This window comes from Vibrio sp. KUL80 (assembly GCF_059725495.1).
Map to the genome: position 1 here is coordinate 1,140,074 of NZ_AP045842.1, position 18,857 is coordinate 1,158,930.

Here is an 18,857-nt window from a genome sequence, read left to right on the forward strand (position 1 = left end):
ATGATACTTTCCAATACAGAGTCGTCGATCCTCAAGGTAACCTTGGTTCACTATCGATTGACCAAAACGGTAAATGGACGTACACCCTAGACCAATCTCTGTCTGACCACCTAGAGCAGGGAGTAAGGTACGAAGCAGGACAAACTGGTGGCGAAAAGATCTTTGAAGTCGAAGTCACAGATGGCACTGCAACTAAAGTGTTTGAGGTTCGCATTGATGTCATCGGCACCAATGATGCGCCGGATATCGGAGGCACTAGAACGGGTGTCTTATATGAGGTTGATGGTTATGGACAAACTGTTGGCGCTGATCTTAGTACCCAAGATCCCGATGAAAATGAGACAGAGTCATGGGTAATCAATGATTCAAATGCTGGGGTGGGCACTTACGGTACATTGGCATTAGACCCGGCGACGGGTGAGTGGTTGTATACGCTTGGTGTGAGCGATGGTCAAAAGGCATCGGTGGATGGATTAGCGCACGATAGTGTCGTGACAGAAACCTTCTCAGTAAGCGTGACTGATAAATACAATGCCGTGAGCACAAAAACGATCACGATTACCGTCAATGGTGACAATGATCGCCCAGTGATTGGCGGCACATTGAGTGGCGAAGTGACAGAAGATGTCCATCCTGATAATGACATGGCCAATCCAATTACTGCTACCGGTACTTTGACAGACGGAGATGTCGATATTGGTGATGACCATACCTGGTTCATCAATTCAACCAAAGGTCAGTACGGCAGCATATCCATAGATCCACAAACTGGTGAGTGGGTGTATACCCTCAACAACAGCAATCCAACTGTACAAGGGCTTAAAGGCATCGACGCCGAGACGCTCACAGACACTTTCACGGTCACAGTGAAAGATGATTCGGGGTCTAGCGATAACACCGCTACTCAAACGATTACCGTGACAATCAAAGGCACTAATGATGCACCAGAGGTTAAAGGTGAGACGACGGGCAGCGTGATTGAAGCGTCTACGGGTCGTTCAACAGCCACGGGTGATTTGTCGGTAAGTGATGTCGATACAACCGACTCTCATACCTGGGCGGTTGAGAATGAGGATTCTGGTACCGGACAAGCAACGGGCACATACGGTTATATGTCGGTTGATGACAACGGTAAATGGACGTATCAGTTGCAAAGTGACTGGGATGCAACGCGCCAGATCCCGCCAGGAGAGTCTCGCACCGATACCTTCGATATTGTCGTTACCGATGAAGGTGGATTAACGGACACGATCACTGTCACGGTTACGGTTGCAGGTACTAACACTGATCCCGAAATTGCTGTTAAGCCAGAATACAATGTCATCGAAGATGGTGATGTGCTCTCAGGTACTATTATCGCAGGGGTGCCAACCCAAAACGACCTTGATAATAATGTGATTGGTGCAGGTGACCCCGATCTGAGTGAAGTTGTCTCTTGGAGCGTTCTAGATGAAGGACAATACGGTACCTTTAGCATCGATGAGTCAACAGGTACCTGGCAGTACGTACTCAACAATAACCTGAATGCGGTTGATTCCTTGGATAAAGGCGACACGCTAGATGACACCGTTCGTATTCGAGTGCTTGATAAATTTGGCCATGAATCGATTCAAGATATCAACATCGAGATTATTGGTGAAAATGATGCACCAAATATTCGCGGTGCCCAGACACGCACTATCTCAGAAGATACGATTGAAGCGGGTAATTACACGGCTACAGGTCAATTGAATCCGGGTGACGTTGATGCTGATGACACCCATCAGTGGGAGATCTCAGATTCCAATGGTGGTCGTGGTGACTATGGATCATTAATACTGTCATCCGATGGTCGATGGACGTTTACCTATGATCAAACTGACAAGCTCGATGACATTAAAGCATTAAAGCCAGGGGAGCGATTGACGGACACCTTTGAGGTGACAGTGACGGATAGCCATGGCGCAACGTCCACCGAGCTCGTAACGATTCGAATTGAAGGTCAAAACGATGCCCCAACCGTAAGTGGTGATATTTCTGGCAATTACGTTGAGGACAACGGTACTGATGACTCATCTGATGACCTCACTCCTATCACGGGACGCGCGATACTGACAGATGTCGATAATGACGACTTTGCTGAGTTTGTTATCACAGATGGTCAAACCGAGAATGTCTATACCGGGCTTTATGGCGATCTATCAATCGACAAAGATGGTAATTGGCAATTCACCCCGAAAAACGATGTGATGCAATCATTGAATGAGGATGAGGTGAAGCAAGAGGTCTTTACTGTCATCGCTCAGGATCAAAATGGGGCAACCATTACCCAGGATATCACCATCTCGATTGAAGGGCGTAATGATGCTCCCGTCATAACGGGTGAGTCAACGGGCACGGTAGTGGAAGATGGTACCGCGGACGTGTTTGGTGTCGACTTAACGCGCACAGACGGTCAACTGGTCGCAACCGATGTTGACAACGACAGCTCAATCAGTGGCTGGTCTATCGAGACGTCTGGAGTGGGTACATACGGTACGTTAACGGTCGACAACAATGGTAAATGGACCTATGTCATCGATAACTCCTTGCCTGCGACACAAGCCTTGATTTCTGGCGAAACTGTTCAGGAAACATTTTACGTTGTTGCCACAGATAACGACGGAGGCGTATCCAATCGTCAAGAGGTTGTGATTGATGTAATTGGTCAACAGGACCCAGGAGACGGTTCTGGTGGCGGCGGAATCATTCCCGTGGATATTTCTCAGTTAGAGGTGACAGAGGATGGCCAGCTTGTAGATGGAGATTCATATATTTTTGATGTCCCAGCAGCAGCCCGCTTCGTGCCGATTAATGGTGGTCTCTACGGAGAACTCGTCAGAACACCAGATGGTAATTGGCAGTATGAGTTAGATAATGACTCACCGCTTGTGCAAGGATTGGATGCGGGAGAAACCGCAACTGAGAACTGGCGTATTATTCTTGGACCGTTTTACATTAATGTTGATGTCACTATCAATGGTACAGCGGATAAGCCGGAAATCACTTACGGCTCAGATACGACTAGCCCGCAAAACGATACGATTCTCTTGGGTGAAGCACTTGAGGACGTAACAGACTCGATCTCAGGTGTTTTAGGTGTTGATGACGCAGATCTGGTTGACACCCACGAGTGGGCTGTTGAGAACGGACAAGGCAACTACGGTACGTTAACCGTTGATTCCGAAACGGGTGAATGGACCTATGTACTGGACCCTACTGTAGAACTGCCAGCAGGCGAGGAAGTCTTTGATACCTTCTTTGTTACTGTGACTGATACCGATCCTAACGAGGATCTTAGTACCGCCTCGGACAGACGCGAAGTTAAGGTTAAAATTGTTGGCTCTGCAGAAGATGTTGTTGTAGACGAAAAGATCATCGTTGAAACCGTTACGGCAAATGAAGACAACGATGACTCGAATGAGACTGGTACTGGCGACTCAGCCATTGTCATTACGTCCGCGGATGCGGGAGGTCCACTGGAACTTGATCCTAGTATAGAGCTAGGAGACCAAATTACTTGGACATTGATTGACGGCAGCGGTACATACGGAAGCATCGTAGTTAATCAAGACGGTTCTTGGGTCTTTACGCTCGACAACGATAGCCAAGCTGTTCAGTCGCTCCAAGAGGGTGAAACACGTCAGGATGTGTTCGAGGTTTATGCGGTTGACCAGTATGGTAAAACTATTGTTGATGAGAACGGTCTCCCTCAAACCCTAGAAATTGTGGTCAACGTCAATGGTCAGAATGACGCACCGACTCTGCAAGCAAACGTTGAAGAAACCATCGTTGCAGACGACCCAGACCAGACGATTTCTGGTCAGTTAACGGTCTCGGATGTCGATACTCAAGACCAAGGATTACATACTTGGTCGGCAACGCCAAACGGCAACGTCAATACGGATTATGGCACCCTCACCTTTAACAGCGATGGTTCATGGTCTTATGTGGTAGACCCTAATAACAGTGACATCATTGCTCTTGCTGCCAACGAATCTATTGCGCAAAGCTGGGAAGTGACGGTGACCGATCCTAGCGGTTTAACGGACACGCAAACCCTTACGATCAACATTCAAGGCGAGAACCAACCACCAACGATGTCGACAGTTGATGGCGCAGTCACCGAAGATGATTTAGGTGGTTCGGGCGTAGTATCTGTCACTAAAGATATTGTTCTCGATGATCTTGATACCAACGATACTGTGACTCTAACGGCTGCTAATTTGAATGGTACCTATGGTCAATTTGTTGTCGACCCAGATACAAATACTTGGAGCTACGAGCTTTATAATGATGCTGCTCATGTTCAGGCATTAGGGGAAGGTGTCTCTGTCACTGAAGAGTTTACGATTCGAGCGACTGACAATTTTGGTGGGGAAGTAACCCAGACGGTTGAAGTAACGGTAACTGGCTCTAACGACAGACCAACGCTCTCTGGTGCTGTGACCGGTTCAGTGAGTGACAGTTTGGGCAGTACCGCAAGTGGAAAAGTGACGGTCGCCGATATTGATGTGGGTGATAGCCATTCATTCTCGGTCAAGCAAGACTCTGATCTCGGCAACTTCACTATTGATAATAATGGTAATTGGACGTTTGAAGTAGATCCAAACAATGCTGAGATAAATGCGCTGGCGAAAGGTCAAACTAAGACTATCCAAGTGAGTGTGGTGGCTACCGATGACTCTGGTGTTGTCGCGACTAATGAATCTAATGAGCACCTAATCTCTATCACTATCGTTGGTACCAATGATGCCCCTCAAATTGTTGATATTGGTCAGCAAATGGCGACCGAGAACACCAATACGCAGCTGTCGGGAACATTCGATGATGGCGATGTTGATACGGTCAATATCGCGGATGATCATGAGTGGGAAGTCGTATCGGGAGACCCAAGAGGTGAGCTAACTGTCGACCCGACAACAGGTGCATGGACGTTCGAACTCACCGGTGATTTCGAGTACCTCTCTGAAGGGGAGACGTTGCCGGCACCGCTAACTTATGAGGTTAAGGTCACTGATGAACATGGCGCTTCAGATACCATTACGGTCGAGTTCCAAGTAACGGGTACTAATGATGCACCGCAAGTCGTCGCTGGCGAGACCGTTGCAACAGGAACGGTTTATGAGGACCCAACAGGTGCGGAGTCAGGAACGGCTACGGGCGAGGTGAAGATTTCCGATGTTGACCAAAGCGATACACACAGCTTTAGCTTAAGTGATTCAGGAATGGTTACTGAAGTCGTTGGTACATACGGAACATTGAAGCTGATTGCTGGGGATACCGCTGATACGGTTAAATGGGAATATGTCATTGACCAAAACAAAGCAGATTCACTTAACGATGGTCCAGTAAACGAGAGTTTTGATCTCTACATTGAGAGCCTGGTCGGCGGCGTATCTCAAGGGGATGCGATAACCCAAACTATCGATGTAACTGTCCAAGGTAGAAACGATGCGGCGATCGTAAGCTCGGATTCTCAAACTCGTGATGAGACCGATGCTGCACTAGAAATTACTGGCAACCTTGACTCCACAGACGTGGATAACCTTGATGATACCTTTACGGTTCAAAACGATGTTCAAGGCACTTACGGTACGTTCAGTATCGAATCTGATGGTAAGTGGACTTTCACCGCTAGTGAGTCTTATGACTACCTCAATGTAGGTCAAAGTGTCTCTGAGACGTTCCAAGTGACGACCATTGACGGCACTCCAACGTCCGTAACGGTAAAAATTGAGGGCACCAACGACGCTGCGCAAGTGAGCGTTGGCTCCGTGATCACCGATGAAACCGATGCTGCGCTGACGATAACGGATAGCTTAACGTCGACTGATATTGATAGCCCAAATAATGCGTTTACCCCTTCAAGCGAGACGGGCACATACGGAAGTTTCTCGATAGCTGCCGATGGTGTTTGGACCTTTATCGCCAACCAATCGTTCGATTATCTAAATGTTGGAGAAAGCGTCAGTGAAACCTTCGATGTTACGTCCGTAGATGGCACACCATCAACGGTTACGGTACAAATTAACGGTACCAATGACGCTGCAACCATCAGTGCTGCAGCTGTAGAGCTGACAGAAAGCAATAGCGTACTCACCACTGGTGGCACCTTAACCGCGAGCGATCCAGACAATCTAGATAATGTGTTTGTCGCTCAGGCAAGCACAACGGGCACTCTAGGTACCTTTACATTGAGTGCGTCAGGCGTATGGACATTTGAAGCGAATAGCGCTTATGACAATCTGGCTGATGGACAGCGTGTTGAGGAGTCATTCGATGTCTTTTCTGTCGATGGTACTAAGTCGCAAGTGACGATAGGCATCACTGGTACAAATGATGCAGCAACGGTGGATTCTGCGGATGTAAGTCTGCAAGAGACGAACGCCGCGTTAACTACGGGAGGGACGCTCAAGTCTGTTGATGTCGATAATGATGATGACACCTTCATTGCTCAAACAGATACAGATGGCACCTATGGCACCTTCTCTATTACTGCCGAGGGTAACTGGAGCTTTGTCGCGAACGATGCGCTTAACTCTCTCGCAGAGGGTGAAGAAGTTGCCGAGACCTTTAATGTGCAGTCTATTGATGGCACCACTTCAACCGTCACTATCACGATAGAGGGTACTAATGATGCACCGACTATCACGGGCGACGTAGCGGAAGGTGTGCAAGAGGGCGTAACCGATGCCGTCACTGGAACTGTGACTGTTGCCGATGTAGACAATACGGCGACGCGCTCCGTTCGTGGTGGAAGCTTAGTGGGTGATGTGTACTCGGTGACAGGAACCTACGGCACGTTCACCTTCAATATCGCGTCTGGTGTTTGGGCTTATGTACTCCTAGCGGGCAGTAGCAATGCGTTAGCTGCAGGTGAAACCGATACCGACACATTTACGATCCTTGCTAATGACGGATTTGGTGAAGTGGAGCAACCTATCACCATCACAGTGACAGGTAATCAGGGATTGCGAGGTGACAGTGCACTTGATGATATTTTAGTTGCGACATCAGATGACGAGTGGATGTTTGGCAATACTATTCCTGTTGGTGGCGGTATCAGCAGCGATACTGATTCGCAAGATACCTTCCGTTGGGAAACGGCAAACTTAGCAGGCACAGACACCATTAAAGACTTTGATGTACGTGACTTTACGAGCAGTGATCCAAACATCAAGCACGATGTCGTCGATTTAACGGCAGTGGCGTTTAAAGACGATCAGTTGTTGACCGACCAACTTAGTGTGTCTGAGCAAGGTGGCAATACTGTATTTGAGATTTCAGACAACGGTGTTGTGGTTCAATCTATCGTCCTCGAAGGTATTGCACTTCATACCTTACTTGGCGTAACGCCAAGCGAGGTCAGTGATTTCACCCCGACAGAACTGTTGGTTGCGCTATACCAGTCTGAGCAGTTGACGCTTCCAGATCAGATCAAAGTGGGTACAGATTCTGCGACCACGGAAACGATCGTGGGTACCGATGACAGCGATATCTTGTTTGGTGGCGGTGGTAACGACATCCTAACCGGAGGCGATGGTCACGATTTATTCTTGTTTACCGAAGATGCAGCAGGGACAACTGCCGATCCGGCAGAGCAGACAGTCACCGACTTTAGCGTTGGCAGCGATATCTTGGACATTTCTGATCTGTTGCCAGCACACGACAATATCGGAGACTTATTGGGTAATATCACGGTTTCGGTGACGGATGACCCTGCCGATGCAACGGACACTGCCACAACGGTGATCAGTGTCACCAACAATGGCGAGCAAACGGACATCACTCTAGAGGGTATCGGCTGGAATGAACTTGGAATCTCGGACGCTAGTGTAATAAGTGACCCTGGCAACCATCAGACCGAGTTACTCAACCAGCTCGATACAATGAATGTAATCAAGATTGATCCGTAGCCACCGAGGTGAAATGTCTAAATAGAAAAAGGGCTGTGTCGATGACACAGCCCTTTGAATTTATGGATGCTAGTGTTTATTAACCAAGCTTGTTCTGCTCAGCCTTACAAACGGCGGCGGTAAACACCACATCTGTTGAGCTATTAAGCGCTGTCTCAGCTGAATCTTGAATCACGCCGATAATAAAGCCAACCGCAACAACCTGCATCGCCACATCGTTTGAGATACCAAATAGGCCACAAGCAAGCGGGATAAGCAGTAGCGAACCGCCAGCAACGCCCGACGCACCACAAGCTGATACCGCAGCAACAATACTTAGTAGCAGTGCAGTAAAGATGTCGATTTCGATGCCCATGGTATGCACAGCCGCTAATGTCAGCACTGTAATAGTGATCGCGGCGCCCGCCATATTGATGGTTGCACCAAGAGGGATAGACACAGAATAAGTATCTTCATCCAGATCCAGCTTCTCACAAAGCGTCATGTTCACTGGAATGTTAGCCGCACTAGAGCGTGTGAAGAATGCTGTCACACCACTTTCACGTAGGCATTGGAATACCAATGGGTAAGGGTTTTCTTTGGTCTTCACGTAGACAATGATTGGGTTTACAACCAGCGCAATGATGGCCATAGCAAGCAGCAGAACGAACAGCAATTGTGCGTACCCAGCAAGCGCAGAAAAACCAGTTGTTGCGAAGGTGTTCGCCACAAGACCAAAGATACCAAATGGCGCTAGACGAATGATGAAACGCACGATTTGTGACACGCCGTGGCTTAGATCTTCAAATACCGCTTTGGTCGTGTCTGAAGCATGATGTAGAGCTAAACCAAGACCAATCGCCCACGCCAAAATACCGATGTAGTTAGCGTTCATGAGCGCGCTAACTGGGTTGTCGACAAGTTTGAACAGCAGTGTGTGTAGAACTTCAGCAATACCTTGTGGTGGCGTTGCTCCTTCCGCACCGGCAACCAAGGTCAGCTCAGTTGGGAATAGGAAACTAAGTAAAACCGCAGTCAGTGCCGCAGAGAAAGTGCCGATTAGGTAAAGCACCACGATCGGGCGCATATGGGTCGTTTGGTTTTTCTTCTGATTCGCAATAGAAGCTGCAACAAGAATGAAGACTAAAATTGGAGCGACAGCTTTAAGTGCTCCAACAAACAAGCTACCAAGCATTCCAAAGCTTTGAGCCGTTGAAGGAGAAGCGACAGCGAGGATAACACCAAAAACGATACCCGCGAGGATCTGGAGAACCAGATTGCCATTGGCATAACGGGCCAGCATGCTAGAACTTTGCATTTTTATATCCCTGTATTGATTCCGAACTTACCTTTGGAGTAATGGTTTATTTAAGATTCCAATCTGGCAGTACGGTTATTATGTAAGAAAGTGTGTTTGCGTTCGGTATCTTATCAAGACAGAGTGATGTGTCTACAAATAATTCAAATGTTGAATGATTTATTTGTTTTTGTGTTGAAAATGGGTGATATATGTTGCGCGCTATGGTTGTTGTGACACGAAAAAAGGCAGCGAAAGCTGCCTTTTTTGATGAAAAGTACGGTCTGAAAACGAAGGGTTAGCCTTGCAGCATAACCGTCGCTTCGCCCTTGATAGCTACTTTACCTTGCTCATTAAGTACTTGAGTCAACAGCTTAGCGATAGGCTTGTCTTCTCTGACTTCTGTTACTTCCACACGAGCTGTTACCGTCTCACCAACACGGATTGGACACGTAAATTGCAAAGTCTGTCCAAGGTAAATGGCACCAGGTCCAGGGATTTTGGACGCCAAGAGACCGGACACAAGGCTAGCGCCTAGCATGCCATGCACAATAGGCACCTCAAAGGGTGTCATCGCTGCAAAATTTTCATCTAAGTGCACAGGGTTATAGTCTTCTGCTAGTGAGGCAAACTGCTCTACCGCCACTTTATCGAGTGTCTTGCTTAGACTCGCATGTTGTCCTACTTCAAGCGACATAGCTGTTCTCCTCTTGTTTCGCTAGTACGTCTTCAATTCGTTGTTTTACATAGTTTCCTGGGGCATCGAGTTCACCTTCGAGTACGCGAGCTTCAATTTTTTGGGAGAAGTTGCGCGCATCTAGCCACTCTTGCCAGTGTCCCCACCAAGAGCCAGTGTGCTTGTCCGCTGTGTTGAGCCAAGTATCTGCATCTGTATCGACCTTGTCGTTGGTCCAATAACCATATTTTGTCGAATCTGCATGATTCATTGGGCCAGCAATGTGACCACTTTCTGCTAACACAAAGGTGTTTTGACCGCTAAGTAGGTCTGTGCCTTTGAAGGTACCTTTCCAGAGCGCGATATGATCTTCGATAGCCGATAGGAAGAAAGTCGGCGATTTGACTTTAGAGAGGTCGATACCGACGCCATCGATCTCAATACCGTTTGGCTGGCTAAGCTTGTTCTCGAGATAGAACTGGCGAAGCATCTGATTGTGGCAGCTAGCGGGTACGTTAATGTTGTCGCTGTTCCAATGCAGCAAGTCAAACGCGACAGGTTTTTCACCTTTTAGATAATTGGTGATGTAGTAGTTCCAGTACAGGCTGTTCTCGCGAAGCAAGCTAAATGAAACTGCCATCTGACGCCCGTCCATATAACCTTGGTGATTGTTTTGAGCTTCAATCGCCGAAATCATTGGATCATTGATAAAGATGCCGAGTTCACCTGGTTGTTGGAAGTCGAGAATCGTTGTCAAAAGAGTTGCCGATTTAATGCGTTGTTTACGGCGTTTACCTGCAAGGTATGCCATCGCAGCCGTTAGTAAGGTGCCGCCAATGCAATACCCGAGACCGTTTACCTCACGCTCTCCAGTTTGCGCCTCAATGGCATCAAGCGCAGGAATAATGCCGTCGATCACATAGTCACCGAAATCGGTATCTCGATAAGACTCATCTGGGTTAATCCAAGAGATCATAAATACCGAGTGCCCTTGATCGACGAGCCACTTCACGAACGACTTACGCTGATTCAAGTCCATGATGTAGTACTTGTTTACGAATGGCGGTACTAGCATCATCGGTCGCTTGTACACTTCTTCTGTTGTCGCCTGATACTGGATTAGCTCAAACAGGTGGTTCTTAAATACGACTTTGCCTTCTGTGGCAGCAATGTTCTCACCGACGACAAAGGCTTCGCTGTCGGTCATGCGGATATTGAGCATGTCGACACTCTTGCTCATGTCCTTTTGTAGTTGGTTGAGACCCTTTACTAGGTTCTCACCGTTGGACTCGAGCGTCAGTTTCATGACTTCTGGATTGGTCGTAATAAAGTTGCTCGGAGACATGGCGTTTAGAAATTGGCGAGCAAAGAACTCAAGGCGCTCTTTCGCCTCAGGCTCGATATCTTGTGTGTTGCTGATGGTATCTAACACAGACTTACACACTAATTTATAGCTCTCTTTGATGTAGCTATAGAAAGGATTTTCCGACCAACTTTCATCCCTAAAGCGTGGGTCCGTTTCTTTTTGAGTTTGCTCACTGGTCGATAAGATGCAGTCATTAAATAGGTTGATCTGCTGATTCCACCAAGTCATTTTCTGCTCTAAAATACTGGTTGGGTTACTCGCGACCGATTGAGCAAGCTGACTCCAGTCTTCCACTTGAGATTTGAAGATGGTGGATTGAGTAGGCTTTTGAAACGCGCCAAACCATCCTTGGGTGGCTTGAAAGTAACTATCGATGACATCTTGGAATGGGGGCTTTTTGTCCATCTTCTCATCCTTTATTGCTAAAAAAATAGGGCGACTCATGTTCATCAAACCAAGCGTTAAACTCATGGTCAGTGAAGTGGTACGCCCATATCAAAAGGGGGGAGCCAAGGTTACTTGTTTGGCGTGATAGAGCTTGCAGAGATCTCGTCTACTGCAGCTTTAAACTCATTACCAATTTGGCTTAGCTTTTGACCGTCTTCTAGTAGACGCTGGCTTACTTTAGTAATGATCTCTAGTTGCTTGCTGCCGTGGTTCATAAGATCTTGTGGCTGCTTGATTGCGACTAGGCTTTGTAGGTTCTCGTTAGTCAACTCGCTGTATGCAGTTAGAGTTTCGATCTGCATTTTTGAAAGTGTTTCTACATTCTTTGCAACCAATTGGCTGAAGTTAGCAAATGGGTTAAGAACAGATTGTAGTTGAGCATTCACTGCTTCTAGAGCGGCTTGATTTTGCATGGTTACCTTCCTTTTAAACGTCTTTTTGATGAACAACGCGTCTCTAATATCGAGTTACCTGTTCAGTTGTTGATTTAAGTCATGGAATTCAAACAAGCGTTTGAATATGGATATGATGAAGAATGCATGTCACTTTGTCACTAGGCCACAGCGGCATAATTTATAGGTGAATAACTCTAAATATAAGACTTAGCGTTTAATTGGAGTTTGTGTCTGATTGCATAAGTGCCCAATTTTATTGGTGTTAAGCCCGAATTCAACGGCGAAGTGCGACACTCTCCAATATCAAGCAGCCAAAGCCATTTTGTTAAATATTATGGCTGGCTGTTTGAAGCCTAGACACTTTCTTGGTCGATAATTTATCCGCGATAGGGCGAACTCTATATCACTGTCTGTCACCGTCGATAGGTCGGTTCCTTTCTTCACATATTGCCTTAGAAGGCCGTTCGCATTTTCATTAGCACCTCGCTCCCAAGAGCTGTAGGGGTGAGCAAAGTACACATCTGCCTTGAGCGCTTTCGCGATGGCTTCATGACCAGCGAACTCTCGCCCGTTATCTGCGGTGATAGTATGCACATGCTCCTTGTAAGGCATCAGTAGATCTATTGTGGCCTGGGTAACATCATCGGCTGACTTAGATGGTACTTTCTTTACCAAGTAAAACCGTGTTTTGCGCTCTAAAATAGTCACCATTGCGCCTGTGCCATGCTTCCCGAGAACAGTGTCAATTTCCCAGTCACCAAACCGCTCTCTGCTGTCAACAATGCTTGGTCTGTCATCAATTGAAACGGCATTCTTAATCGCTGGAGCTTTCTCTTTTTTACCACGACGATACCGCTTATGGCCTTGTCTCAAGTGACGATATAATTTACCGCCTGAGCGCTTGTCGCTAGCAACAAAACGATAAATCCACTCATGGCTGACTGCTGCGCCAGCTTTCGTCAATACACTCGAAATCTGCTCTGGACTCCAATCCGCCTCTAGAAGAAGACGAATAAAGTCAACACGCTCCTTTGGTATTCGGTATTTAAGCGCAGCTCTTCGTCTCGTAATGGACAGCATCTGTGCCGTGCTTGGACAGTAATGGTTGCTTTTACGACCTCTTTTAAGCTCTCGATAAACCGTTGAGCGGTGGCACTGAACTGTTTTAGCTATTTCAGAAACTGAAATTCCCCGTTCCAAAAGAGCAGAAATCTGGTATCTTCTGCCCTCGGTCAACTGCTGATAATTCATGGTAGTACTGCTTGTTTCTTTGGCGAGAAGAGCGTACCACTTTCAGCAGTTGGCTTCCTCTTCTACACCTTCCCATGAATGTCGCACTTATTATCTGAAATCGGGAGTAATTGTTGATATTTAAACTGTGTTTGAATCGCGATTAAAATAGTGGGTGAATAATTACTTAAAATGATAGCCAGATCACATAAACACTCGGTATAACCTGGGTGGCAAACTAATACAAATATTCGATTATTAATTAATAGTGCACGCTAGCTATTTAATATTTGAATTGATGGTGTTTATTTGGCCATAGATTGATGGTGTGAATATTATCTCGATCAAGCATTAATGAATATGACTTTTTATGGTTAAGGTTTTGATTTTGTTGTTATTTTTATATTTTTATCTGAGATTTAAATTACAATAAAAATATTTTCCTATTGGTTTCATAAACTTAAGTGCATATGAAGGTTGTAATGGATGTTAATGCGAATAAGTTGATGTTAATCACTTGTTGAATTAAATTTTGCTGGATATATTAAAACTATCGTTTGATACGGGCGTTTTAAATTATGAAAGTTAAAGTTGGAACGAAAGAAAAGATATTTAATATTGCTCAGTCTTTATTTATAGAGCGTGGCTATAACAATACTTCTCTAGGAGATATTACTCAAAAAGCAGAAGTAAACTTAGCCGCTGTGAACTATCACTTTGGAGACAAGAACTCACTGGTACAAGCAATACTGGATCACTATTTGGTTCATCTCATGCCAGAGGTTCATGAGCAACTTGTAAAGCTAAATATTAAAGCGAGCTTTAGCGTTGAAGAGGTACTTACCACCGTTAAGGCACCATTGCTGGGCCTGAATACCTTGCATCCAAATGGCATGCATAGCTTTTTACTGCTCATCGCTAGCGGATACAGTGATGTGCAAGGACATCTGCGATGGTTCATCGTCAATCACTACGGCAAAACCCTAGCGCTTTTTAAGCAATCGATGGTGAAAGCCAATCCCAATATTGATGAGGAGTCGCTGTTTTGGCGATTGCATTTTGCCTTAGGAGCGTTTGTTTTCGCCACCGTGTCCTCTAAGGCATTAAACGAGATCGCATCGAGCCAATTCGAACAAGACAGTGATTTATTAAATATTATCGAGCAAGCCATACCCTACATTTCGGCTGGCTTAGAAACCGACAACACGCAAGTTAATTGCGAAACTCAACAAAAGGACTAGTGGATATGAGTGTCATTACAAAGAAGTTGATCAGCCAGCCTGCATTTAATTTATTTAAGAGGGTGCTGCCACCACTATCAGCAACCGAGCGTGAGGCAATGGAAGCCGGTGGTGTATGGTGGGATGGTGAGTTGTTTTCCGGGAATCCAGATTTCAACACGCTGCATAACTACCCTCAGCCTACTCTTACCGCTGAAGAGCAGCATTTTATTGATAACCAGCTAGAAACGCTGCTTTCTATGCTCGATGATCACAAGATCGTCAAAGAAGATCGTGACTTACCACCAGAGGTTTGGGAGTACCTGAAGAAAGAGCGTTTCTTCTCGCTGATCATTTCTAAAGAATATGGCGGACGCGCCTTCTCTGCATTTGCGAACTCGACCATAGTATCCAAGATAGCAACACGTAGCATGAGTGCAGCGATTACAGTCATGGTTCCTAACTCTTTAGGTCCAGGAGAGCTGCTTTCCCACTATGGTACCCAAGAGCAAAAAGACTATTGGTTGCCGAGACTTGCAAACGGAACCGACACACCATGTTTTGCCCTAACGGGACCTGAGGCGGGTTCTGACGCGGGCGGTATTCCAGACACGGGTGTGGTTTGTTATGACGAATATCAGGGTGAAAAGGTGCTGGGTATTCGACTCAATTGGAATAAACGCTACATCACGCTTGCTCCAATTGCGACGGTAATGGGACTCGCGTTCAAAATGCTCGATCCCGAGGGTCTATTGGGTGACAAGAAGAATGTCGGTATCACCTGTGCACTTATCCCAACTGATCATCCTGGTGTCGTTATTGGTGAAAGACATGACCCTCTTCATCTTGCCTTTATGAACGGTACGATTCAGGGGAAAGACGTGTTCATTCCTATGGAGTGGCTGATTGGCGGAGCTGATTATGCGGGTAAAGGATGGCGCATGTTGGTGGAATGCTTGTCAGCAGGTCGAGGAATATCTCTTCCGGCACTAGGTACAGCCATTGGTCATCTCACAGCAAGAACGACGGGCGCATACGCTTATGTCCGCAAGCAGTTTGGTATGTCGATTGGTAAGTTTGAAGGTGTAGCCGAAGCGCTAGGTCGCATTGGTGGTCTGAACTACTTACTTGAAGCGAGCCGAACACTGACGACTACCTCGCTCGATATGGGGCAAAAACCAGGCATCGTCACTGCTATAGCTAAATACCATATGACGGAAATATCACGCACCATTCTTAATGATTCGATGGATATCCACGCCGGACGCGCGATTCAATGCGGTCCAATGAACTATTTGTCATCGGCTTACTTAGGTGTGCCTGTTGCCATCACAGTAGAAGGCGCGAACATCCTGACCCGTAACCTTATGATTTTTGGTCAGGGTGCAACGCGATGCCATCCATTTGTATTCCAAGAGATGGAAGCGGCCGCAAACCCAGATCATGAAGCGGATCTTGAGGCATTTGATAAGCTGCTGTTCAAACATATCGGTCACGCAACGAAGAACTCTATCGGAGGCTTGTTTGCTGCGTTGACGGGGTCTGCGTTGACATCATCCCCGGTCAGTGGTGCTACAGCTCGTCACTACAAGAACTTGAAGCGACTAAGCAAAGCGCTTGCCGTGAGTGCTGACTTTGCGATGTTAACTTTGGGTGGCGAACTGAAGCGTAAAGAGCTGATCTCAGCGCGATTGGGTGATGGTCTAGCCTACTTGTACTTAGCGTCAGCGGTATTGAAGAAGTATCAGGACGAAGGTAGCCGAGCAGAAGAGCGCGATTTTGTCGACTACGCGGTTGACTACTGTTTCTATCATGCAGCCAAGTCTTTGAACGAGGCATATCGCAACTTCCCAAGCCAGATTGCAGGCAAAACGCTTAAATCGCTACTGTTCCCAATTGGTAACCATTTCAAACTGCCTAGTGATGAGGTGACCCTTCGCATAGCCAATAAGCTGATGGTGCCAGGTGAAATGCGCGATCGCTTAACCCACCTTTGCTATGTGGGGGCAGCAGAGGATGACAATGTCGGTCTAATGGACCGAGCGTTTATCGCTATGTATGGCGTTCGAGATTTAGAGAAAAAGCTCCTTGCAGGTGTAAAAGCTGGGAAGGTTGCACGCAAAGGCGTGTTGACTGAACGTTTGGCTCAAGCGTTGAAAGAAAACGTACTAAGTCAGGAAGAAGTTGACAAAATCCTCAAAGCAGATGCGCTGCGCTATCGAGCGATTCAGGTTGACCATTTCAGCCATGATATGAAGACCACGTTAACCGGTGGTATAGCGCAGGAGAACAAGGGTACACCGCAACAGACTAAAAACACTCCGCAAGAAAAGCTAGCCAACGTTAGCTAACCCCCTAAAGCCTGTCTACTTATGTAGACAGGCTTTCAGATTGCTGACAAAGGTCTAGCCATCAGGCTAGACCTTTGATCTAATAGAGGTATCGAAATATGGATATCTCAATATGCTTCAAGAGCCTTCACCTCAACAATATGAACTCGAAATGGTCACTATGGAACAGCTCGTTCCTCAGAATCATTTAGTTCGTAAAATAGATAAAGCCGTCATTCCGCAGCCAATTTCAGAATTAAAATAATGTGATCCAGTGATCATTTACAACGGTTAGTGCGATAGGCCTCTTGACCGCGATCCCCAGTTTTGATCTATTACTGTTATTTAACGGTCACTTATTATGTCTGCTGTTCAACCTGTCATTAAACGCCTGGACCACTTAGGGCTAATCGCTGCTTTCTGTCATGAAGTCGGTTTACCAGGCATTATTGATCGCATCATTCCCAAGTACTCGGATCACAACGTCTCACATGGCGATGCAGTCTTAGCTATGATTCTGAATGGTCTTGGCTTTCACAGTAGAACGCTGCATATGTTCTCTGACTTCTTCGAGACGAAGCCTGTTGCCAAGTTACTCGCTAAAGACATTGAAGCGCACCATTTAACTGACGATGTACTCGGACGCACGTTAGATGCTTTATATGAAGCAGATGTGTCCGCAGTTTATCAAGCGATTGCAGAGCATGTCGTTGATAAGCTTGGACTTAAAACAGACTCTGTCCACCTCGATATCACGAGTTTTCATGTCGATGGTGAATACGCCCAAAACGAAGATCTTAATGCCATCAAACTGGTAAAAGGCTACAGCCGAGACCACCGTCCAGAGCTAAATCAAGTGGTTCTTGAACTGATTTGTGAAAATCAAGCAGGCCTACCTGTTTACATGCAAGCGCTCAGTGGCAACACCAATGACGCTAAGGCATTTTCAGAGGTCACTAAACGGCATATTCATTGCCTTAAGGCTGCTCAAAACAGTCGCTACTTCATCGCCGATGCCGCTCTATACACCGAGGAAAGCATTCGTTCACTGGATGAGCAACAACAGAAGTTTATTACGCGTGTTCCAATGACCATTAAGTCGGCCAAAGAAGCCTTAATGAACCTTGAACTAAAGCAGTTGAGTCCTATCGGTAATGGTTACTCGGGTTGTTGGATTGACGCTGACTATGGCTCAGTATCTCAGAAATGGCTGTTGGTTCATAGTGAACAAGCAACCAAACGAGAAGAGGCAACGTTCTATAAGAACTTAGATAAAAATATCACCAAAGAGCTGAAAGTACTGGGACAACTAATGAAAAAGAAGTTTGCTTGCGCAGTGGATGCCGAGCAAGCAATGAGCGACTTCGTCAGCCAGTGTCATTTGCTTGGCTTTGCGCAACCAACCATCGTTAAAGAGCCAATCTATTCAGGTCGCGGTCGGCCGAAGAAAGGCGCAAAGCCAGCGGGTTACCATTATGTTATAGATGCTACGCCTTATACCGATCTAGAAAGAGTGAAGCTGGCCAAGCTTAAAGCAGGTATGTTTATTCTCGCAACCAACGATACTGACTGCGCCGATCTAACAATGGCTGAGTTGCTTGAGCATTACAAGTCACAGCAAAAGGTAGAGCGCGGATTTCGCTTCTTGAAAAGCCCTGAGTTCCTAACATCATCAATTTTCCTGAAGAAACCTCAGCGAATTGAGGCACTGTTGATGATCATGACGCTTAGCCTACTCGTTTACGCAAGCTTAGAGCACAAAATCCGAGAGAGTCTCACTAAGACCGAAGAGTTCTTTCCTAGCATGGTGAAGAACAAAACGACAACCAAACCGACGGCTCGTTGGGTATTCTTAAAATTCGAAGGTATCGACACACTCGAGTTTGGCGGTCAAAACTTCATCACGGGCATTCAAGAGCATCAGATTCGGCTGCTCAAGCTTCTTGGCGCACTGTATGAAGCGGTTTATTCCTAAATTGG

Annotated in this window: 10 protein-coding genes (1 of these 10 cut by a window edge); 5 read left to right on the top strand and 5 right to left on the bottom strand. The window is 46.4% G+C overall.

What is annotated here, in order from left to right:
• Positions 1-7,937: the 3' end of a VCBS domain-containing protein gene (locus AC6I8U_RS21565; protein ID WP_498018476.1), read on the top strand. It extends 19,546 nt beyond the left edge of the window; the window shows 7,937 of its 27,483 coding nt (coding positions 19,547-27,483); its start codon lies beyond the left edge, outside the window; it ends in the stop codon at positions 7,935-7,937.
• 79 nt (positions 7,938-8,016) lie between these two features.
• On the opposite strand, the gene sstT is transcribed toward AC6I8U_RS21565, so the two are convergent.
• The 5 genes from sstT to AC6I8U_RS21590 form a co-directional block, all read right to left on the bottom strand.
• Complete coding sequence (gene sstT / locus AC6I8U_RS21570; protein ID WP_128650358.1) at positions 8,017-9,234, bottom strand: serine/threonine transporter SstT; 1,218 nt, start codon at positions 9,232-9,234, stop codon at positions 8,017-8,019.
• A gap of 277 nt (positions 9,235-9,511) precedes the next feature.
• Positions 9,512-9,910, bottom strand: coding sequence for a MaoC family dehydratase (locus AC6I8U_RS21575; RefSeq protein WP_498018477.1), 399 nt, complete (start codon positions 9,908-9,910; stop codon positions 9,512-9,514).
• Complete coding sequence (gene phaC / locus AC6I8U_RS21580) at positions 9,900-11,660, bottom strand: class I poly(R)-hydroxyalkanoic acid synthase (RefSeq protein WP_498018478.1); 1,761 nt, start codon at positions 11,658-11,660, stop codon at positions 9,900-9,902. The genes AC6I8U_RS21575 and phaC overlap by 11 nt, the downstream gene beginning before the upstream one ends.
• Before the next feature lie 110 nt (positions 11,661-11,770).
• Positions 11,771-12,115, bottom strand: a complete 345-nt coding sequence (locus tag AC6I8U_RS21585) for a phasin family protein (RefSeq protein ID WP_042469627.1) — start codon at positions 12,113-12,115, stop codon at positions 11,771-11,773.
• A 285-nt stretch (positions 12,116-12,400) separates the two neighbouring features.
• A complete protein-coding gene (locus AC6I8U_RS21590) occupies positions 12,401-13,348 on the bottom strand; it encodes an IS30 family transposase (RefSeq protein ID WP_498018479.1) in 948 nt (315 codons plus the stop codon).
• 557 nt (positions 13,349-13,905) lie between these two features.
• Here AC6I8U_RS21590 and AC6I8U_RS21595 point away from each other — a divergent pair.
• From AC6I8U_RS21595 to AC6I8U_RS21610, 4 genes are all read left to right on the top strand, one after another.
• Positions 13,906-14,568 carry a TetR/AcrR family transcriptional regulator gene (locus tag AC6I8U_RS21595; RefSeq protein ID WP_498018480.1) on the top strand — a complete coding sequence of 221 codons (663 nt, stop codon included), beginning with the start codon at positions 13,906-13,908 and terminating at the stop codon, positions 14,566-14,568.
• Between the two features lie 5 nt (positions 14,569-14,573).
• Positions 14,574-16,898 carry an acyl-CoA dehydrogenase gene (locus tag AC6I8U_RS21600; RefSeq protein WP_498018481.1) on the top strand — a complete coding sequence of 775 codons (2,325 nt, stop codon included), beginning with the start codon at positions 14,574-14,576 and terminating at the stop codon, positions 16,896-16,898.
• Positions 16,899-17,010: 112 nt separating this feature from the next.
• On the top strand, positions 17,011-17,142 hold the full coding sequence (locus tag AC6I8U_RS21605; protein WP_498019679.1) for a hypothetical protein: 132 nt from the start codon (positions 17,011-17,013) through the stop codon (positions 17,140-17,142).
• Between the two features lie 96 nt (positions 17,143-17,238).
• Positions 17,239-18,852, top strand: coding sequence for an IS1634 family transposase (locus AC6I8U_RS21610; protein WP_498016648.1), 1,614 nt, complete (start codon positions 17,239-17,241; stop codon positions 18,850-18,852).
• Positions 18,853-18,857 lie beyond the last annotated feature (5 nt).